The sequence below is a fragment of the Pseudomonas neuropathica genome (assembly GCF_015461835.1).
Taxonomy (GTDB): Bacteria; Pseudomonadota; Gammaproteobacteria; order Pseudomonadales; family Pseudomonadaceae; genus Aquipseudomonas; species Aquipseudomonas neuropathica.
This window is the reverse complement of the sequence record NZ_JACOPX010000004.1, coordinates 180,329-198,660: the sequence shown is the minus strand read 5'-3', so window position 1 is coordinate 198,660 and position 18,332 is coordinate 180,329. Positions and strand designations below refer to the sequence as shown.

At 59.3% G+C, this 18,332-nt stretch carries 13 protein-coding genes; 7 read left to right on the top strand and 6 right to left on the bottom strand.

Annotated features, from left to right (window positions below; translation table 11 throughout):
- Positions 1–105: 105 nt before the first annotated feature.
- Positions 106–2,304 (bottom strand): hypothetical protein, encoded by a 2,199-nt coding sequence (locus H8F23_RS06660; protein WP_095049146.1) that lies wholly within the window; start codon positions 2,302–2,304, stop codon positions 106–108.
- A 194-nt stretch (positions 2,305–2,498) separates the two neighbouring features.
- Here H8F23_RS06660 and H8F23_RS06655 point away from each other — a divergent pair, with 194 nt between their 5' ends.
- On the top strand, positions 2,499–3,395 hold the full coding sequence (locus H8F23_RS06655) for an NAD(P)-dependent oxidoreductase (protein WP_176471292.1): 897 nt from the start codon (positions 2,499–2,501) through the stop codon (positions 3,393–3,395).
- On the opposite strand, the gene H8F23_RS06650 is transcribed toward H8F23_RS06655, so the two are convergent.
- Together H8F23_RS06650 and H8F23_RS06645 are read right to left on the bottom strand one after the other, a co-directional pair.
- Positions 3,286–5,568, bottom strand: coding sequence for a putative bifunctional diguanylate cyclase/phosphodiesterase (locus H8F23_RS06650; protein ID WP_194933819.1), 2,283 nt, complete (start codon positions 5,566–5,568; stop codon positions 3,286–3,288). The genes H8F23_RS06655 and H8F23_RS06650 overlap by 110 nt on opposite strands.
- 149 nt (positions 5,569–5,717) lie before the next feature.
- Entirely contained in the window at positions 5,718–6,086 is a 369-nt protein-coding gene (locus H8F23_RS06645; protein WP_034155003.1) for a YkgJ family cysteine cluster protein, read from the bottom strand.
- Between the two features lie 301 nt (positions 6,087–6,387).
- On the opposite strand from H8F23_RS06645, the gene H8F23_RS06640 reads away from it, so the two are divergent.
- Positions 6,388–7,737, top strand: coding sequence for a spinster family MFS transporter (locus H8F23_RS06640; RefSeq protein ID WP_194933818.1), 1,350 nt, complete (start codon positions 6,388–6,390; stop codon positions 7,735–7,737).
- A gap of 163 nt (positions 7,738–7,900) precedes the next feature.
- Here H8F23_RS06640 and rapA read toward each other — a convergent pair whose 3' ends face one another.
- Positions 7,901–10,747 carry an RNA polymerase-associated protein RapA gene (gene rapA / locus H8F23_RS06635; RefSeq protein WP_194933817.1) on the bottom strand — a complete coding sequence of 949 codons (2,847 nt, stop codon included), beginning with the start codon at positions 10,745–10,747 and terminating at the stop codon, positions 7,901–7,903.
- A gap of 253 nt (positions 10,748–11,000) precedes the next feature.
- On the opposite strand from rapA, the gene H8F23_RS06630 reads away from it, so the two are divergent.
- The 3 genes from H8F23_RS06630 (at position 11,001) to ccoM (ending at position 11,879) form a co-directional block, all read left to right on the top strand.
- A complete protein-coding gene (locus tag H8F23_RS06630) occupies positions 11,001–11,342 on the top strand; it encodes a hypothetical protein (protein ID WP_003222394.1) in 342 nt (113 codons plus the stop codon).
- 116 nt (positions 11,343–11,458) lie between these two features.
- The gene (locus H8F23_RS06625) at positions 11,459–11,620 is read left to right on the top strand and encodes a hypothetical protein (protein ID WP_007918490.1); all 162 of its coding nucleotides are present in this window, start codon (positions 11,459–11,461) and stop codon (positions 11,618–11,620) included.
- Positions 11,621–11,765: 145 nt separating this feature from the next.
- Entirely contained in the window at positions 11,766–11,879 is a 114-nt protein-coding gene (gene ccoM / locus H8F23_RS29120) for a cytochrome c oxidase subunit CcoM (protein WP_003222396.1), read from the top strand.
- Positions 11,880–13,011: 1,132 nt separating this feature from the next.
- Here the strand turns inward: ccoM and H8F23_RS06620 are convergent.
- The gene (locus H8F23_RS06620; RefSeq protein WP_064119763.1) at positions 13,012–14,487 is read right to left on the bottom strand and encodes an inorganic phosphate transporter; all 1,476 of its coding nucleotides are present in this window, start codon (positions 14,485–14,487) and stop codon (positions 13,012–13,014) included.
- 374 nt (positions 14,488–14,861) lie between these two features.
- On the bottom strand, positions 14,862–15,062 hold the full coding sequence (locus H8F23_RS06615; RefSeq protein WP_008080067.1) for a hypothetical protein: 201 nt from the start codon (positions 15,060–15,062) through the stop codon (positions 14,862–14,864).
- A gap of 651 nt (positions 15,063–15,713) precedes the next feature.
- On the opposite strand from H8F23_RS06615, the gene pcaR reads away from it, so the two are divergent.
- Together pcaR and H8F23_RS06605 are read left to right on the top strand one after the other, a co-directional pair.
- Entirely contained in the window at positions 15,714–16,556 is an 843-nt protein-coding gene (gene pcaR / locus H8F23_RS06610) for a pca regulon transcriptional regulator PcaR (protein ID WP_007917109.1), read from the top strand.
- Between the two features lie 293 nt (positions 16,557–16,849).
- Positions 16,850–18,196, top strand: coding sequence for an MFS transporter (locus tag H8F23_RS06605; protein ID WP_194933816.1), 1,347 nt, complete (start codon positions 16,850–16,852; stop codon positions 18,194–18,196).
- Positions 18,197–18,332: the final 136 nt, after the last annotated feature.

The following is an 18,332-nucleotide window of genomic DNA, read 5'->3' as shown; positions in this document are numbered from 1 at the left end:
TCTGTCGTCTGAAAAGGCCTCATCGCGAGCAGGCTCACTCCTACAGGGAATGCATTCCAATTGTAGGAGTGAGCCTGCTCGCGATTGCCGCGACTCGGTCTAGCGTCAGACCGAGAACGACTTGCCGGTATGGTTATTGAGAGAAATAACCTTGGTCTTGCCAATCCGGTGACGGTAAATCTCGCGCAGGTACTTGATCGACTTCTTCACGCAATCACGCGACAAACGAATGTCGTTGATCGAGACAAACTTCTCTTTGTCGTTGATCAGCTCGCGGTACTTCTTCTCGTACATCGGTTTGATCGCGTACCAGTTGGTATCGAGGATCTTCGCCGGATTCTCGAACTCGTTGAGCAGGTCGTCGATGCGGTCTTCGTCGAACTCCTCGTTGATGATGAAATCGAGGATCGAGTTGTCCAGGGTCTCGTCGAAACGGTACGGGTTCTTCGCGAAGCAGCGTTTGATGAACGCGACGATCAATGTAAGGAAGTCATCCGACAGGCACGGGCTCTTGGCGATCAGGGTGGTCAGCGACAGGTTGGCCGAGGCGCCGATCACCAGTGCGTAACGCTTGAGCGTGGTATTCGGGAACAGGCTGTTGAGGTGGGTCTTCAACCGGTTCAGGTCCATGTACGACAGCTTGTAGTCTTTCGGCAACGAGACAATCGAGACCACCGACGAGCAGTTCTTGAAGAAGTGCAGGTCGTGCAGGGCGGCGGCGTCGTAGCCGGAATTCTTGTACTGCTCCAGCGAAGCGCGATAACGCTTGGACTCGATCGGCAACAGGCTGATGCCTTCAATCGCCTGGGTCACTTTGTTGAAGTGCGGCAGGTCGATCGAGCGGAAGAACAGGTCGTCGATGTTCAGGCGCTGCGGCTCTTTGTCGAACACCTTGAACTTGTCGCTGCTCGGCGGCGGGGTTTCCGGCACCACCGATTCGGCGTAGGCAATCGCCACCGGGCCGGCCAGACTCATGAACAGGTCGTTGGCATCTAGGCGAATGGTCTCACCGATGTCGATGCCGGCGCGGCGGAAATAGTTCTGATCGTAGTCAGTCGTTACCGCCTGCGCCGTCAGAATGTTGAAAATCTGCTGCGAGATGTACTGGTTGGCGTGCTTCTCCATCGCATTGACATCAATGTTCTGGATGTTGCCGTCATCGCTTTCTTCGGCGTAACGCATGATGTCGTTGGAGATCAGCATCATCGCGTTCCAAGGGCGGATACGGCCCATGACGCTGGCTTCGCTGCTGTCTTCATTGGCGAAGTTGTAGGAGAAATCCCATTCTTCCGAAAGGTATTTGCACAGCAGGCGACCGGCGTTGATGTGCAGCGCCTCGGACATTTCGCTGCGGTGATCGGAAATGTTCGGCAGCACGCAGATGCCGCTGGTGAAGATCGGTTCGAACACGAACGAATGCCCGCTCTTGCCGTCATGTTCATCCATCGGCTTGGTGTCGAACGTCTTGTTCATGTACGAGTGCTGCTGCGCCAGGCCGAATTCCGAGGCCATGCCGGAACCGGTACCGCCGCCGGCACTGAAGATCGAGAAATACAGGCGCGACTGGTTGGCCTTGATGCCGCAGCTGTCGATCAGGTACGAATGGATCATTTTCCAGTCAGGGCTGGAGAAGCGCTGGGTGTCCTTGTTGAGGATGATCTTCGCCAGATACTGGCCGAGGATCGGCGCGTTACCGGCGCCACCGGCGTGGACTTCGGACAAGTCCATGATCTTCATTTTGCTGTAGTCGCGCAGGAAGCCGCTTTTCTCGCCTTTGCGCGAGAAACGGATGCGCCCGGCGATGTCCTTGTCGAGGTCGCCGAGCATCACCAGCGGTTCGACCAGGAACACCGGTTTGGTCGATTTGTTCGGGCCGATGCGCAGGTTGTTCTTGATCCACTGCGCCGGGCTGTAACCCTTGTCGGCCAGTCGGCGATCCGCCGCACGGTCTTCGTTGTTGAATTCGTTGAGGTAAAACTTGCGCGCGTTGTACACCAGCTCCGCGACATCAAGGGCGATGTTCGAGCCGCAGCGACCGAGGCCGATCAGGCACACCGACGGGAATTCCTGGTCGTTGTGCTGTTCGTTATCGCCTTCCAGGTGCGGCGGGCGCGGGAACACCAGATCACGCAAACCGTCGAGATTGTCGAGGATACGGTCGGTATTGGTTTCGGTGAAGTACAGGTATTGCTGAGTCGACAGCGGGCGCGACGGCAGCAATGGCTTCGACGGTGACGGGCTGTTGGCGGCGGGGCTCAAAGTCAGATCGGATACCGCAGTGGCGGGATTGTTTTTAGAAGTCATTGTGCGCCATATACCTGGACTGGGTTGGCTCGCGGGCTTTTGCCTGCGAACCTCACGGAATAAGATCTCGCGTCTTTGTGCGCGAATTGAGCCCGAGCATCAGGTTTTTGGCCTGACTGTCGCTGGGGGGAATCCTTTCCTGATCGTTGATGAATCGGCCATTATTCGGCGATCTTTAATCGAAAAGAGGCAAAATGATGTCAACGCTACCTTCGTTGGGGTTCGCCGGAATCGGTCTGATGGGCCTGCCCATGTGCCGGCGTCTGTTGGCGGCGGGTTATCCGCTGACCGTGTGGAACCGCAACCCGGCCAAGTGCGCGCCATTGGTCGAGGCCGGCGCGCGTCAGGTAGCGAGCCCCGCTGAACTGTGCGAACACGCCGACGTGGTGATGCTGTGTCTGGCCGACACGGCGGTGGTTCGCGAGGTGGTCTTTGGCCCTGTTGGTGTTGCCGAAGGCGCGAAGAGAGGCCAGTTGCTGGTGGATTTTTCCAGCCTGGAGCCGACCGCCACGCGCGAGATGGCCACAGAACTGGCGGAGAAAACCGGCATGGCCTGGCTGGATTCACCGGTGTCCGGCGGCGTGGTCGGTGCCGAGGCGGGCAGTCTGGCAATCATGGTCGGTGGTGACGCTGCGGATCTTGAGCGGGTGCGCCCGGTGTTGCTCAATCTCGGTCAGCGCGTCACGCACATGGGCGGAATTGGCGCAGGGCAGGTTACCAAGGCCTGTAACCAGATGATCGTTGCCTGCAATGCTTTGGTCATCGCTGAAGTGGTGGCACTTGCCGAACAGGCTGGAGTCGATGCGAGCCTGATCGCTGAAGCGCTGGCCGGTGGTTTTGCCGATTCGAAACCGCTGCAGATCCTCGCCCCGCAAATGGCTGACAGCCGTTTCGAACCGATCAAATGGCACGTGCGCACATTGCTCAAGGATCTCGACACCGCCGTCAAATTCTCCCGCGAACAGGGTTCGGCGACGCCGATCAGCGGATTGGCCGCACAACTGATGCGCCTGCATGGGGCGCAAGGCTATTTGGCGCAGGATCCAGCGACACTGGTGCAAATGTACCGCGCGCCAGAATCAGCGGATTGACCGTGTGTGAATGCTTGCGCTGATTGATTTCTTCCAGCACCGGGCGCAACTCGTCCAGCGGCACGGGGCGACTGAGCAGGTAACCCTGGATGAAATCGCAGCCTGAGCGTTCAAGGAATTCGTACTGCTCCAGACTTTCGACGCCTTCGGTTACCACCTGCAAATGCAGGGTGTGGGCCATGACGATGATCGCCTGAACGATCTCCATGTCGGCGGTCGCCGTAGGAATGTCGAGGATAAACGAGCGGTCGATTTTCAGAGTGTTGAGCGGCAGGCGTTTGAGGTAGGCCAGCGAGGAATAACCGGTGCCGAAGTCGTCGATCGACAGTGAGACGCCAAGCGCACGGATCTGTCTCAGCAATACCAGGGTGTTGGCAATGTTGCCCATCAACGCGTTTTCGGTGACTTCCAGTTCCAGCCGTCCCGGCGCCACCCCGGCGGTGCGTAATGCGCTTTCGATTTCCGTGGCCAGTTCTTCCCGGGCGAGGTTGAGCGGTGAGCAGTTCCAGGCAATTTTCAGTTCTTCGCAGCCATGCCGCGAGAGTTCGCCCAGATCCTTGCAGGCCCGGCGCAGCACCCAATTATCCAGCTCGGCAATCAGACCGTTATTTTCAGCGATGGAGATAAAGCGATCCGGGGTCAGCAACCCGTGCAGTGGATGCTGCCAGCGGATCAGTGCTTCAAGCTTGGTGACGCGGCCGGTCTTCAGTTCGAAGATTGGTTGGTAATACAGCGTCAGGCCGTTTTCTTCGCGCAAGGCGTGGCGCAATTCTTCTTCCAGTTGCAGCTCGAAGCTGGCGCGGGTCTTGAGGTTGGAACTGAAAAAATGCAGGCCGTTACGTCCTGCGCCCTTGGATTGATACAACGCCAGGTCGGCGTGCTTGAGCAGTTCCTCGCAGGTGGTGCCATCCTCCGGAAATAGACTGATGCCGATGCTGGTGGTCATCACCATGCGACGCCCGGCCAGCTCGATCGGCTCCTTCATCTTGAGCATGATGCGCTGGGCCATGTTGCGGGCTTCTTCGCGGTCACGCAGGTTGATGAGGATGCAGAACTCGTCGCCGCCGAAACGCGCGACCACGTCCTCATGGCTGCGCACCGAGCCTTTGATGTGCTGGGCGATGACCTTGAGCAGTTCGTCACCGGCGTCATGGCCGAGGCTGTCGTTGATCCGTTTGAAGTGGTCGATGTCGAGAAACATCACCGCGAGCATCCCGCCTTCGCTGGTTTTCTGGCTGAGTTTCTCGGCGAAGATCTGGTTGAAACCGCGACGGTTGATCAGGTTGGTCAGTGCGTCGTAGTTGGCCGCTTGTTGCAGCGACATGCGCGCCTGATCGAGCTGGCTGAGCAGGGCGTTGACGCGGCGCAGGTCCTCTTCTTTGTTCTGCAGTTTCTTGTCGGCCAGCGCCGCACTGATCGCACTGCCAAGGATCAGCAGGATGATCAGCGCCACGGTCAGGCCCAGTTGCAGATGCCCGTTATTGCCGCCGCTCGCTGTCAGGCCTCCCTCGGGAAGAACCAGATCCAGCGCGGCCATGCCGGTGAAATGCATGCTGATGATGCCGGCGCCGAGAATCAGCGCAGCGCCATACTTGAGCAACTGATGCGCCACGCCGCTGCCTTCGCTCAGATAGCGGGCCACCCACAGCGCGGCGAAACTGGCGCCGATGGCGATCGCCACAGACAGTGCGAACAGTCCTGGCTGATAGTAGGCGGTGGCGCTCGACTTCATCGCCGCCATGCCAACGTAATGCATGCCGGCGATGCCTAGGCCGATGACAAACGCGGTTTTCAAGCAATGCAACGCACTCGGCTGCGCTTCGCTCAAGGTTTGCATGGCCAGCCAAGAGGCGGTCAGGGCGATCAGCAACGAGAAAAGCGTGATGCCAAGGTCGTACTGAATGTCGATCGGTGTCTGGAAAGCCAGCATGCCGATAAAATGCATGGCCCAGATGCCGCCGGCCAGGCAGGTCGCGCCGATCCAGCGCCAGATCCGCCGTGACCCCGGATCTTCGGCATTTACAACGCGCTCAGTCATATCCAGGGTGGCGAAACTGGCTGCGCAGGCGACCAGATACGCAACCATCACCAGGAGAGGGTTATGACTGCAATCGAGGATGACCTGCCCGCTCTCCGGCAGCTCGGCAACAAACTGCAAACCAAGCCACTCCATAGCATGCCCCGTCTCTGAAGTCGTCCCGAGTGCGCGTTGAACGCAGTTGAATGTCAGGAGTATAGAGGCCGATTTCGGCATGCAAGCGGTAGTGGCACATTGGCGCTAATGATTTTGGCATTAGCGTCATAGCGATTGGCGCTAAAAGCTTAAGCGATCTGTTCGAAAGGGATTTGCGCCCAATCGGGTTGCAGGGGCGGCAAGCCGAAACGCGCGCGGGCCTTATCGCAATCGACATTCTGCTCGCCATTTTCCCATGACGACTCGAATTCGCGGCAGGGGCTGGAGCGCAGTTCATAAATCGAGCACTTCACCTCGCTGCCGACTTCACCGACCAACGCCGTGCAACGCGGCGATTTGCAGTCGGTGCCGTTCATCGCCACCCGACTCGGGCTGATCTGTGTGACCAACTCATCAGGCACCGTGCCGCCGGAAGATGCGCACTCACCCCAAAAGAAAGACACGCGAAAATGGGAACAGCAGGCACCGCAATTCAGACACGGACTGACTTCAGACATGGGCGAGGGTATCAAAGGGATTGATCGGGAGATCCGGACGGATCCGGCGGCCATTCTAGGCTTTGCCGCAGACTTGGGAAGGGGGGCGCGAAAGTATTTTTTTGTGGCAAGGTTTTGCCGCAAAAGCCCCGGTTTTCGGGGGATTGCTGACTTATCAAAGGCTTACGTTTCGTTACAGTGCCATGGGCCGATATCAGGCAGACGAATGATCACAGACAGCCATTGCGCGGCTGACTAGATTGCAGGTTCCGGGCTCGGATGCGGTGGCAGTGAAGCCCTATAACAATAAAGAGACGGACCCATGCAGAACTCGACCCAAGCGGCGAATGCCTGGCGCATTCTGTTCCTGCTGTTCCTCGCCAACCTGTTCAACTTTTTCGACCGCACCATTCCGGCGATCATCATCGAGCCGATCCGTATGGAATGGCACCTCAGTGACTTTCAACTGGGCATCGTCGGTACCGCATTCACCATTGTTTACGCGATCGCCGGACTGCCGCTGGGGCGGATGGCCGATACCGGTTCGCGCAGCAAGCTGATGGGCTGGGGCCTGGCAACGTGGAGTGCGCTAACGGCAGTCAACGGCCTGGTCGGCAGTTTCTGGAGCTTCCTGATCGTGCGCATGGGCATCGGCATCGGTGAAGCCAGTTATGCGCCGGCGGCCAACTCACTGATCGGTGATTTGTTTCCGGCTCATCGTCGGGCGCGGGCGATGGGCATTTTCATGCTCGGTTTGCCGTTAGGGCTGTTGCTGGCGTTTTTCACCATCGGGGCGATGGTCAAGGCGTTCGACAGCTGGCGTGCGCCGTTCTTTATTGCCGCAGTACCAGGGCTGATCCTGGCGATTTTCATGTTCTTCATTAAAGAGCCGAAGCGCGGGGCGGCGGAAACCGTGCAGGTTTCGCAAGAGAAAGTCGACAAGCCGATCCGGCGGATTCTCGCAGTGCCGACCTTTCTCTGGCTGGTGATGGCCGGGTTGTGCTTCAACTTCGCCACCTATGCCTGTAACTCGTTTCTGGTGCCGATGCTGCAACGCTATTTCCTCATGCCGTTGCAGGAAGCGGCGGTGGCCACCGGAGTTATCGTTGGCGTGACCGGGCTGGTCGGCTTGACCCTGGGCGGCTGGATTGCCGACAAGATTCACCAGCGTGTGGCCAACGGGCGGCTGCTGTTTGCGGCGTTCAGTCTGATTATCTCGACCTTGTGCACGGCGTGGGCGCTGCATTCCGGGCGGATCGAGATTGGCGTGTTTGTCGCGGTGTTCAGTGTCGGCTGGCTGTTCGCCTACAACTTCTACACCTGCGTTTATACGGCGATTCAGGACGTGGTCGAACCGCGCCTGCGAGCGACGGCGATGGCGTTGTTCTTCGCCGGGTTGTATCTGCTGGGCGGCGGTCTTGGACCGGTGGTGGTAGGGGGCTTGTCGGATCATTTCGCGCATACCGCGATGCTGGCGGCTGGGGCGGAGCAGATGACCGAAGCGTTCAAGGCAGTCGGGCTGCATGATGCGATGTACCTGATTCCGGTGGCGCTGTTTTTGACCATGGTGTTTCTGTTTCTGGCTGCGCGGTGTTTTGTCCGGGATGCGCAGCGGATGAAGGAGGGGTTGGTTGCTGTGGTTGAGCCAGAGGTTGCAGCGGCGACGGCATGATTGCCTTCGCGAGCAAGCTCGCTCCCACATGGGAACGCATTCCAAACTGTGGGAGCGAGCTTGCTCGCGAAGGGGTCATCAGCATCAGCTGAAAAATCACAGGCAAACAAAAAAGGCCCGCATCACTGCGGGCCTTCTTGTTTTCAGCGATGGGGCAGGGCGATTAACCCGCTACCAACACCCGAATCGCTTCCAGACGCAACGCCGCTTTATCCAGCATCGCCAGACCCTGCTCACGCTGTTCACGCAACGCCACCAGTTCGCTGTCACGCACGGTCGGGTTGACCGCTTGCAACGCGGTCAGGCGCGCCAGTTCTTCGTCGGTGTCGGCGGCCAGACGGCGGCGGGCCTCGGCCACGCGCTCGGCGTGACGCGGGGCGATCTTGTCTTCACCGGCGTTGATCCGTGGCGTCAGCTGATCGCGCTGGGCCTGGATGAACTTGTTGGCGCTGGCACGCGGCACGCTTTCCAGTTGATCGTTGAGGGTTTCGAAGGAAACCCGTGGCGACAGGTCGTTGCCATTGGCATCGAGCAGGCAGCGCAGAGCGGCCGGCGGCAGGTAACGGCCCAGTTGCAGCGAGCGCGGCGCGACCACTTCGCTGACATACAGCAATTCCAGCAGTACGGTGCCCGGCTTCAGTGCCTTGTTCTTGATCAGCGCGACGGCGGTGTTGCCCATCGAACCGGACAGCACCAGATCCATGCCGCCCTGCACCATCGGGTGTTCCCAGGTGATGAACTGCATGTCTTCGCGCGACAGCGCCTGGTTGCGGTCGTAGGTGATGGTCACGCCTTCGTCGTCGCCCAGCGGGAAACTGGCGTCGAGCATTTTTTCGCTCGGCTTGAGGATCAGGGCGTTTTCCGAATGGTCCTCGCTGTCGATGCCGAAGGCGTCGAACAGGGTTTCCATGTAGATCGGCAGGGCGAACTGATCGTCTTGCTCGAGGATGTCCTCGACCAGCGCTTCACCTTCGCCGGCGCCGCCGGAGTTGAGTTCCAGCAGACGGTCACGACCGGTGTGCAGTTCGGCTTCCAGACGCTCACGCTCGGTGCGCGCTTCGTCGATCAGGGCTTGCCACTCGCTGTCGTCGGCTTCTTCGAGCAGCGGCAGCAGGCGCGGGCCGAACTGGTGCTGCAAGGCGTTGCCGGTCGGGCAGGTGTTGAGGAACGCGTTCAGCGCTTCGTGATACCACTGGAACAGGCGCTCTTGCGGGCTGGTTTCCAGGTACGGCACGTGCAGTTCGATGATGTGTTTCTGGCCGATCCGGTCGAGACGACCGATACGCTGCTCGAGCAAATCCGGGTGCGACGGCAGATCGAACAGCACCAGGTGGTGCGCGAACTGGAAGTTGCGACCTTCACTGCCGATTTCCGAGCAGATCAGCACTTGCGCGCCAAACTCTTCGTCGGCGAAGTAGGCGGCGGCGCGGTCACGCTCAAGGATGTTCATGCCTTCATGGAACACCGTGGCCGGGATGCCGGAACGCACGCGCAGGGCGTCTTCCAGGTCCATCGCGGTTTCGGCGTGGGCGCAGATCACCAGCACCTTGGTGCGCTTGAGCATTTTCAGCTGATCGATCAGCCATTCGACGCGCGGGTCGAATTTCCACCAGCGCTCTTCTTCGCTGGCGTCCGGCTGGGCCTGGAAGCTGACTTCCGGGTACAGCTCGGCGTGTTCGCCCAGCGGCAGTTCGAGGTATTCGTCCGGGCATGGCAGCGGGTACGGGTGCAGTTTGCGCTCCGGGAAACCCTGCACGGCGGCGCGGGTATTACGGAACAGCACGCGGCCGGTGCCGTGGCGATCGAGCAGTTCACGCACGAGGCGCGCGCTGGCTTCGGTGTCGCCATCGTTGACAGCGGTCAGCAAGGCTTCGCCTTCGTTGCCGAGGAAACCCTGAATGGTTTTGTGCGCTTTGGCCGAGAGACGGCCCTTGTCGAGCAGTTCCTGAACGGCTTCGGCCACCGGGCGATAGTTGTCGCTCTCGGCGCGGAAGGCAGCCAGGTCATGGAAACGGTTCGGGTCGAGCAGGCGCAGACGGGCGAAGTGGCTGTCCTGGCCGAGTTGTTCCGGGGTGGCGGTGAGCAGCAGCACGCCCGGAATGACTTCGGCGAGTTGCTCGACCAGCGAATATTCCGCGCTGGCTTTCTCTTCGTGCCAGACCAGGTGGTGGGCTTCGTCGACCACCAGCAAATCCCAACCGGCTGCGAACAGTGCGTCCTGCGCCTTCTCGTCGTCGACCAGCCACTCCAGCGCCACCAGCGCCAGTTGCGTGTCTTCGAACGGGTTGGTGGCATCGCTTTCGATGAAACGTTCTTCGTCGAACAGCGCAACTTGCAGGTTGAAGCGGCGGCGCATTTCGACCAGCCACTGGTGCTGGAGGTTTTCCGGGACGAGGATCAGCACGCGGTTGGCGCGGCCCGAGAGCAGTTGGCGATGGATCACCAGACCGGCTTCGATGGTTTTACCCAGACCCACTTCGTCCGCCAGCAGAACGCGCGGAGCGATACGGTCGGCGACTTCACGGGCGATATGCAATTGGTGCGCGATTGGCTGCGCGCGAACGCCACCCAGGCCCCAGAGCGAAGATTGCAACTGGCGGCTGGTGTGTTCGAGGGTGTTGTAACGCAGCGAGAACCACGCCAGCGGATCGATCTGGCCGGCGAACAGACGGTCGCTGGCCAGACGGAACTGAATGAAGTTCGACAGCTGGGTTTCCGGCAGGGTGACGGCTTCGTTCTGCCCGTTGAGACCGTGATAGACCATCAGCCCGTCGACGTCATCGACTTGCTGCACAGTCATTTTCCAGCCTTCGAAGTGGGTGATGCTGTCACCCGGCGAGAACCGCACGCGGGTCAGGGGCGCATTCCGTAGCGCGTACTGGCGGGTTTCGCCAGTGGCCGGGTAAAGCACGGTCAACAAGCGGCCGTCCTGTGCCAGAACGGTGCCTAAACCAAGCTCTGCTTCGCTGTCACTGATCCAGCGTTGCCCCGGTTGATACTGCTGCGCCATGCTGCCTGACTCCCACCTTGAAAAAGCGGGCTATCTTAACGGAATGCGACCCTGAGGCCAAAGGAATACTGGGGTATGAGCTGCCGAAGGCTGCGATCTTTTGATCTTGGGGAACACTTGGAATCGGTGTTGTCCCATTAAAAGATCGCAGCCTTCGGCAGCTCCTACAGTGCCAACCCGGTCACAAGTTTGCGACCGACGGCTCAAGGCGCCTTTGCCGCAGCCGATAGCCTGCAGACAGGAGACCCTTTATATGTTGCCACCGATGCTCCCTCTGAGCGCTGTGCCGATCACTTCCCAGCAGGATCCGATCCGCCAGCGGCCGGACATTCCTCCGGTGGTGCCGGTGCAGGAAAGCTCCAACGAAAGCACGATCGATCTGCAAAAGCGCGATCCGGAAGAGGATCGCCTGCTGGCGCGTGAAGAACAACGCCGTCAGCAGGAGCGTGACCGACGCCGCCGCGAAGCCGACGAAGACCCGGAAGAACACCTCGCCGTGCCCGGCACCGAGCTCAACGCCGACAACACCGTGCCGGTGGTGCCACTGATGGAAGATCAGCCGCGTCAGGGCTTGTGGGTCGATATCGAGATCTGAGTCGTTGTACCACGTGAGGCTTGCCGGCTGGTCAGCGCGCGTCTGAGGCTGCATTATTGGCGCTGTCCTGCCGGTGATGTGGCAGTTGTGATTCTTTCAAGTGATGTACTGACGCCATGAGCCAAGATGACAAACTGATTGACCTCAGCACTGAGCGCGCCAAGCGTGTGCATGACATTAAAGAGAAGCGCCTGAACGAGGTGCGCCAAGCGTTCGAGCAGGCTATGCCGCTGGGAAAAGCCAAGAAAAAGTCGAAAAACAAGCCGAAAAAGCGTTGATCTCCCCCTGCGTTCGTTGATGCAGGTCAGTTATTTTCCCTCCTTTGTCCCCCTTCGTTGCTGGTATTGATCCCGGTCAATTTGTGCGCCTGTGTGTTTGGTAACTTAGTCCCATCGCAGCAGAGCAGGGGCCAGGAGGCCAGTCATGTTTTTCGATAACGTGGTGTTTGCCGGGGTCCTGACTGTAGGGCTGATGGTTCTGTTTTTTGCAGGGTTTGGATTTTTTATCTGGAAGGATGCGAATAAGCGCAAGAAGTGATTCTTCTGGATTGATGAGCACGCAAGGCATTTTGGGGCGACTTCGGTTGCCCCTTTTTTTTTGTGTCTTGGCGGCCTTTGGGCCGACCATGCTCTTGGGGTTTTGGGTGTATATCCGTTGCTTCGGGTGTTGCTGATTAGGGTTCCGCCCTTACGGCGGGTCACTTTTTCCAGACGCCGAAAAAGTAACCCAAAAGGCTTGCTCCTACGTGCGGCCCGCTCGCTGGGGCTCGGGGTTCCTTCGCTGCGGGATCGATCCGGGCGCAGCGCCTACGGTTTGCTTCGCTGCACCTCCTCTCGCTGTGTTTGGCTGCGCCAAACGGTCGCTGCGCTCCCACGCCCGGATCAATCCCTCCACTCAGCCTTCCGACGTCGCCCGTGGATCAAGATCAAGAGCAGGCGAGCTGACACTCGGCCTATTGAGTGGTGAAGAGCGGGTGTTCGGCTTTGGTTCGGTGTTGGATTCGCCCCTCATCGGAACGCCGCCCGCCCAGCCCTCTCCCGAGGGAGAGGGAGCCGATTTGTGGGCCTTTCAGAATTTGAGTTCAACGCGGAATTGCACGTCGGCGTAGCTCTCCCAAACACCTCGGTCAGTCCCCTCTCCCTCTGGGAGAGGGGCTTTTGATCTGTTTCAGAATCTGAGTTCAACGCGATATTGCACGTCGGCGTACCTCTCGCAAACGCCTCGGTCAGTCCCCTCTCCCTCCGGGAGAGGGCTAGGGTGAGGGGCTCTTGATCTGGCTTTTGATCTTGCTCTGGCTTTGGCTTTTGATCTTTTGCCCCATCGGCAGGCCGAGCGGAGGTGTTCATCCGGGGGTAGGCGCGCAGCGCCGTGCGGCGAAGCCGCATACATCGAGAGGAGGTGCAGCGAAGCAAACCGTAGGCGATGCCCCCGGATGGACACCGTAGCGAGGGAACACTGAGCCTCAGCGAAGTGCCGTACGCCAGGGGCAAAGCCTTTTGGTTCCTTTTTGCTGGGCCGGCACTCCGGCGTTTGAAAAAGGGACTCGCTGTAAGAGCGAAACCGCCAGCGGCAACACCCGCAGCAACGGATATGCCCCCAATCCCAAACCCCAAACACAAAAAAAGGCGCGATCCTCTCGAATCGCGCCTTTCTCATGTGCCGCTAGCGATCAACTACCCAGCGCCTTCGACGCCAGCCAGAACAACCCGGCCGATAGCGCCACAGTCGCCGGCAAGGTCAACACCCAAGCCAACAGAATGGTACGCACCGTGCCACCCTGCAGGCCGCTCTTGTTGGCGACCATGGTGCCCGCCACGCCCGAAGACAGCACGTGAGTGGTCGACACCGGCAGGCTGAAAATATTGGCCATACCGATCAAACTGGCAGTAGTGATCTGCGCCGACATGCCCTGGGAATAGGTCATGCCCTGCTTGCCGATCTTCTCACCGATGGTCAGTACCACGCGCTTCCAGCCGACCATGGTGCCCAGGCCCAGAGCCAGCGCAACCGCCAGAATCACCCAGAACGGGGCGTATTCGGTGGTGGTGGTCAGGTCTTTGCGCAGCTTGTCGAGGTCAGCCTTCTCACGGGCTTCCAGGCCAGGCAGTTTGCCAACCTTCTTCGCGGTGTCGTCCAGGCAGAGCAGGTAACGACGCACTTCGATGCGGCTGTCGGACGACAGCGAATGGTAGTCCGCTACGCCTTTAAGCGTGTGCAGCAGGGCGCTGATGGTCGGTTCGGTCTGCTGCGGATTGCAGCGGAATTTCTCCGGCAGGTCGCCTTCCACGCTTTTGCCCAAGGCCAGGAATTCACCCAGCGAATCGGCGTTGCGCTGGTAGAACTGGCTCAAGTGCAGGGTCGCATCGCGAGTGCGTTCGATCTGGTACGTGGTGCTGTTCAGGTCAAGAACGAACTGCGCCGGGACGATACCGATCAGCACCAGCATGATCAGGCCGATGCCTTTCTGGCCATCGTTGGAACCGTGCACGAAGCTTACGGCCATGGCCGAGATCACCAGAACCAGACGGTTCCAGAACGGTGGGTGCTTCTTGTCGTCAATCTTGCGGCGCTGTTCCGGCGTCTTGTGCATCTTCGACAGCGGACGCCACCACTTCAGGCCGATCAGGATCAGCGCGGCGATCAGGAAACCGGCCATTGGCGAGAACACCAGCGAGGCGCCGATGTCGATCGCTTTCTGCCAGTTCACGCCGTCGGCCAACGGAATGTCGTTGATCAGGGCATTGGCCAGGCCAACACCGAGGATCGAACCGATCAAGGTGTGCGAGCTGGACGCCGGGATACCGAAGTACCAGGTGCCGAGGTTCCAGGCGATTGCCGCGGCGAGCAACGAGAACACCATCGCCAGGCCATGGCCGGTGTTCACATTGATCAGCAGCTCAACCGGCAGCAAATGGACAATGGCATACGCCACGCCAACGCCGCCCAGCAGCACGCCGAGGAAATTGAACACACCGGAAAAGAACACCGCCAGGTGGGGCGGCATGGCTTTGGTGTAGATAACAGTGGCTACCGCGTTAGCGGTGTCATGAAATCCATTGATGAACTCGAAGGCGAGGACAAACGTCAGGGCGAGCAAGAGGCTCACAAGCACCCAAGCATCCAGTCCGCTGAATAAATCGATCATGAAGGTTTTCTGACCCGGTCGTAAGGGGGCGCGATTATGCCAGAAAAGACTGGAAATCGATCCCCTACCTGCTCATCGGTTACACACTTCTTCGATTTAATTTGTTGCAGCACATGAAAACCTAGCGTTTTGCAGGGTTTTTCAAGTCATTGATTTTGTTAGTAAAAGCATTGTTTTGCAGGTGATTTCGGCCATGCGCAAGGGTCTCAAACGCTTGTCTGAAATATCTGTGAAACGTGTAGGACGCCCGTCCTCAGTCTGCCAGACCGGTTGATGGCCGCTGCCCGCGGGTAGCGGGCGCGCAAGGCATCGTCGTTCCACCGCGCTTGTAACCGGTGTGGACGCAAACCTTCAGAAGATCCGAAAACCGTGGCTCAAGGCTCTTCGGCTTTGAGTTCCTTTTCGATCTTTTCGATTTCCTGCTTGAAGACCTGATCCTGAACGGTAGGGCGTTTACGCCATGCTTTGCGTTCCGGTTCGGGCTGAGCGGCGTAGGTGGTGACTTCCCCGCCGTAAACTTCCTTGTAACGTTGTTCCTGGCGCTCAAGTTCCGCGCGCAGTTCGTCTTTCGTCACAGTGCTACCTGTATGAGTTGAGTTAAGTGTCTGGTGAAACGCACTGCAACGAATCGGTTGAACGGAGCCACCGCGAGTTCAACGCCCGGACAGGCATTGGTGTAAACGGTGGGGCGATCAAGACTTCCGTGTTACAGGCGGCTACGGCACCAGATAAAAACTGACGCAGCATCAGTTTCCTGTTTCAGCGAGCGCAGGCGTTGCATGAGTGATTCGCGTCAGGCGCTGGCCGGGCTGTTGGCGATGGACATCGCCGCAGCGGGTGACGACCTCAGCGATTAAAAACGAGGTGCCACTGAGCTGCATTATAGCGGTCGATTCAGGAATGACTATCTTTGCCAAGTTAAAAACGGTTCCGGATGTGTGATTGTTTTGTGACTCGCAACTTTTGTTACTAGTTGAAGTGCGTGTTGGCCCTTATTGGGTGGGTGATCTGTTTTTGGCGCCATTTAGTCGGACAACTAAAGCTGTGATTCTGATAATCGCAAAGTTTGGCTTGCCCCATAAATGGCTAGACGCTCTCCCAACAGCTGATTGCGATTATCGGGCGGCGGTTCGATAATCGCCCAATCTTGCTGGTTCGACGCTTGTGCATTTGTCGGCGAGCCGCTTGTATAGCCCATTGATCCGTGCCGGATAAAAGGACAAGAAATGAACGATCAAATGCGCAACTCCTTCACCTCTGTGGCGCCGCCGATCGTCGCCTCGCCGGCCAAACGCATCCAGGCGCTGACCGGTGATCCGGACTTCATGACTTCGCTGGCTCGTGGTCTGGCGGTGGTGCAGGCGTTTCAGGAGCGCAAGCGCCATCTGACTATCGCCCAGATCAGCCACCGCACGGAGATTCCCCGCGCCGCCGTGCGTCGTTGCCTGCATACGCTAATCAAACTCGGCTACGCCACCACGGACGGTCGCACCTATTCATTGCTGCCCAAAGTGCTGACCCTCGGCCACGCCTATCTGTCGTCGACGCCGTTGGCAGTGTCCGCTCAGCCGTACCTCGACCGCATGAGCGAACAACTGCACGAAGCCTGCAACATGGCCACGCTGGAGGGCGACGACATTCTCTACATCGCCCGCTCGGCGACCACCCAGCGGCTGATTTCGGTGGACCTGTCGGTGGGCGGTCGCCTGCCAGCGTATTGCACGTCGATGGGGCGGATTCTGCTGGCAGCACTTGATGACACCTCGCTGCGTGAATACCTCGATCACGCCGAACTGGTCGCCAAGACCAGCCGCACGATTCACACCCCCGACGCGTTGCTCGAATGCCTGCAGGAAGTGCGGCAGCAAGGCTGGTGCATCGTCGATCAGGAACTGGAACAAGGTCTGCGTTCGATTGCCGTGCCGGTCTACGATGCTTCCGGTCAGGTCGTTGCGGCGCTCAACGTCAGCACCCACGCCGGTCGCGTCAGTCGTACCGAGCTGGAGCAGCGCTTCCTGCCGGGCCTGCTCAGCGCCAGTCGCGACCTCAGTGCGCAGTTGTTTGCCTGATGAAGTGTTCGATAAACGCACAGTGTTGCGTTTATCGAATTGACGCTAAAACCCTCGGATCATTAATGTCGCGGCAGCGTCATCCGGCGCTGATGTGAATGAGCCCGCCGGACTGCCGACTCCCATAATAATGACAAGAGGCAACTCACCATGCGCATGCTCTCCGACTGTCTCCGCCCCATCCGCTGTTGCCGGGTTCACCGCAACGCCTGATCCAGACCTTCTATTCTTGTGACCGTGCCGCTCTCTGGCCGGCCGCCGTTCGACTGCGTTTTTTGCGTGGAATAAAAATAATGAACCAGCCTCAGTCCGCTGTGGGTAACTGCCTCGACGTGCAGACCTTCATCAATGCCCAACCGATCTCGCGCTATCAGTGGCGCGTGGTGATCCTGTGTTTCCTGATTGTCTTTCTCGATGGCCTCGACACCGCCGCGATGGGTTTTATCGCCCCGGCGCTGTCGCAGGATTGGGGCATCGACCGGGCCAGCCTTGGCCCGGTGATGAGTGCCGCGCTGATTGGCATGGTCTTCGGCGCATTGGGCTCCGGCCCGTTGGCTGACCGCTTTGGACGAAAAGTCGTACTGGTGGGCGCTGTGGTTCTGTTCGGCGCCTTCAGCCTTGCTTCGGCTTACAGCACTAACGTTGAACAACTGCTGGTGCTGCGCTTCCTGACCGGTCTCGGCTTGGGCGCGGGAATGCCCAACGCCACCACACTGCTCTCGGAATACACCCCGGAGCGCAAGAAGTCGCTGCTGGTAACCAGCATGTTCTGCGGTTTCAACCTCGGCATGGCCGGCGGCGGATTCATTTCCGCCAAGCTGATTCCGGCGTTCGGCTGGCACAGCCTGCTGCTGATCGGCGGGATCCTGCCGTTGATCCTCGCTGTGGTGCTGCTGTTCTGGTTGCCGGAGTCGGCGCGTTATCTGGTGGTACGCAATCGTGGCACGGACAAAGTGCGCAAGACTCTGGCGCCGATCGACCCGGTCACCGTCGCTCAGGCCTCGAGCTTCAGCGTACCGGAACAGAAAACCGTCAAGGCGCGCAACGTGTTCGCGGTGATCTTCTCCGGCACTTACAGCACCGGCACCTTGCTGCTGTGGCTAACCTACTTCATGGGGCTGGTGATTGTTTATCTGCTGACCAGTTGGTTGCCGACGCTGATGCGTGACAGCGGCGCGAGCATGGAGCAAGCCGCATTTATTGGCGCGTTGTTCCAGTTCGGCGGGGTGTTGAGCGCGGTCGCTGTGGGATGGGCCATGGACCGCTTCAATCCGCACAAGGTCATCGGCACTTTCTACCTGCTGGCCGGGGTGTTTGCCTACGCGGTCGGGCAGAGCCTGGGCAACATCACGTTGCTGGCGACTTTGGTGCTGGTGGCGGGGATGTGCGTGAACGGCGCGCAATCGGCGATGCCGTCGCTGGCCGCGCGGTTTTATCCGACTCAGGGGCGGGCGACCGGGGTCTCGTGGATGCTGGGGATTGGCCGCTTTGGCGCGATTCTCGGAGCGTGGATGGGCGCTACGTTGCTGGGGCTGGGCTGGAATTTCGAGCAGGTGTTGACGGCGTTGGTGATTCCGGCGGCATTGGCGACCACGGCGGTGGTGATCAAGGGCATGGTCAGTCATGCGGATGCGACCTGATATTTCGATGTAAAGCGAAAAGATCGCAGCCTTCGGCAGCTCCTACATGTGAACGCGTAACCCTGTAGCTGCCGAAGGCTGCGATCTTTTGCAGGCAACACGAACCGATAGGCTGACAACAATCTGTTCGATAAAC